This window comes from Rubrivivax gelatinosus (genome assembly GCF_016583785.1).
In the GTDB taxonomy this organism is placed as follows: Bacteria; Pseudomonadota; Gammaproteobacteria; order Burkholderiales; family Burkholderiaceae_C; genus Rubrivivax; species Rubrivivax gelatinosus_B.
This window is the reverse complement of record NZ_NRRU01000205.1, coordinates 1-1,995: the sequence shown is the minus strand read 5'-3', so window position 1 is coordinate 1,995 and position 1,995 is coordinate 1. Positions and strand designations below refer to the sequence as shown.

3 protein-coding genes are annotated in these 1,995 nt (G+C 78.4%); all 3 read left to right on the top strand.

The genetic code is table 11. The features are described 5' to 3' along the window. A partial coding sequence (locus CKO43_RS25345) for a thiamine pyrophosphate-dependent enzyme (RefSeq protein WP_242481418.1) occupies positions 1-843 on the top strand: 843 nt, incomplete at its 5' end. A 178-nt stretch (positions 844-1,021) separates the two neighbouring features. Beyond that, a complete protein-coding gene (locus tag CKO43_RS25340) occupies positions 1,022-1,792 on the top strand; it encodes an alpha/beta fold hydrolase (RefSeq protein ID WP_200380403.1) in 771 nt (256 codons plus the stop codon). Further along, a partial coding sequence (locus CKO43_RS25335) for a hypothetical protein (protein ID WP_200380402.1) occupies positions 1,792-1,995 on the top strand: 204 nt, incomplete at its 3' end. The genes CKO43_RS25340 and CKO43_RS25335, both read left to right, overlap by 1 nt.

The window sequence follows — 1,995 nt, the reverse complement described above, 5'->3', positions numbered from 1 at the left end:
GCGCGCATCGTGCTGCCCGGCGAACGCCCGGCAGACCCGGCGGGCGGCGCCGAGGCGATGCTGCTGGGCCCGGTCGCCGCGCTGCTGGACGCCGCCGCGGCGCAGCTGGAAGCCGGCCCGCGCGCCGACGCCGAAGCCGCGACGCGTTACGCGCAGAACTGGCAGTTCGCCGAAGCCGCCGCCTGGGCCGCACGCGAAGATGCCGACGGCGCGGCCGAGACGCTGCACGAACACGAGGTCGCGCCCATCCTGCGCGCGGCGCTGCCGGCCGGCGCGGCGCTGATGGTCGGCAACAGCAACCCGGTGCGCGACCTCGACCACGACCTGCCGCCCGACGGCCGCGTGCTGGCGCTGCTGCACCAGCGCGGCGCCGCCGGCATCGACGGCCTGGTGGCCGGCGCCGCCGGCGCGCGCAGCGTGCTCGACGCTGCGGCGCCGCTGGCGCTGCTGCTGGGCGACGTCTCGCTGCTGCACGACGCCGGCGGCCTGGCCGCCGCGGCGGCGGTGACGGGGCCGCTGGCCATCGTCGCGGTGCACAACGACGGCGGCCGCATCTTCGAGCGCCTGCCGCTGGGCCGCCGGCCCGACCTGGCGACCGAACGCGAGCAGCTCTTCGTCGCCGGCCACGGCCATGCCTTCGACGGCCTGGCCGCCACCTACGGCCTGGGCTACGAACGGGTGCAGAAGCCGGCCGAACTGCGCGCGGCGCTGGCGCGGGCGCTGGCCGCCACGCGGCCGGTGCTGATCGAAGCCCGCGTCGCCGCAGGGGGCAGCGGCATCCGCGCCGCGCTGCTGGCGGCGATGGCCGAAGCCGGCGCCGCTGCGTTCGCGTCGCCGCCATGAACGCGGCTGCGCCGGGCGCCGACCACATCAGGCACTCTGCATCGGTCGAGTTCTGCCGCAGCGCACACGCCCTCACCCCAGCCCTCTCCCGCGAGCGGGAGAGGGAGGAAGAGGAGGCGCGCGCCGGCATCACGGCCGTCCGCCGCGGTGACAGGCCGTCCAGTCAGGCGAGGCCGGCATGAACTCCGGCCTGCGGCACCCGGCCAAAGGCGCCGGCGGGCCGCCGCTGCTGCTGCTGCACGGGTTTCTCGGCCACCCCGGCGCCTGGGACGCGGTACTGGCGGCGCTGCCGCACCACGGCCCGGTCTGGTGCCCCTGGCTGCCCGGGCACGGGCCGGCGCCGGCCGAACCTGCCACCTGGGCGGCCACGGTCGAGGCCATCGCCGCGGCGCTGCCGCCGGGTGCGCTGCTCGCCGGTTATTCGCTCGGCGCCCGGCTGGCGCTGGGTGCGGCGCTGGCGCGGCCGGGGGCGGCGCACGCGACGCTGCTGGTCGGCGGCCATGTCGGCCTGGCCGACGCGGGCGAACGCGCCGAACGTGCCGCGCTCGACGCCGGGCGCGCCGCTGCGCTGCGCCACGACCTGGGCGCTTTCGTCGCCGACTGGGAGGCGCTGCCGCTGTTCGCCAGCCAGCACCGGCTGGCGCCGGCGCTGCAGGCGCGCCAGCGGGCGGCGCGTCTGGCGCACGACGCGCAGGCGCTGGCCTGGGCCTTCGAGGTCGCCGGGCTGGCCTGTATGCCCGACTACAGGCCGGCGCTCGCCAACACCACGCAGCGCCTGCACTGGCTGACCGGCGGCGAAGACATCCGCTTCAGCCGGCTCGCTGCCAGCGTGGTGCGGCCGCCGCGCCTGACGCACGAACTCGCGCCCGGCGCCGGCCACAACCTGCTGCTCGAAGCGCCCGAGGCCGTCGCCGCGGCGCTGCTGCGGCTGGCCGACGAGGCGGCGTGATGCGGCTCGAACTGGGCGCCGTGCAGCGTGTCGACGCCGGCACGATCACGCTGCGCGGCAGCAGCCGCACGCGCGTCGCGCTGCGCGTGCGATTGACCGGCGACGGCGTCGCCGGCGAAGGCGAGGCGCTGCCGCTGCCCGGTTTCAGCCCCGACGACGCCGACGGCGCCGCGGCGGCGCTGGCCGCCGTCGCCGCGGCCGGG

Bases quoted from the DNA above. Each gene is read 5' to 3' on its own strand.
- CKO43_RS25340 (WP_200380403.1), top strand. From the start codon at position 1,022: ATGAACTCCGGCCTGCGGCACCCGGCCAAAGGCGCCGGCGGGCCGCCG.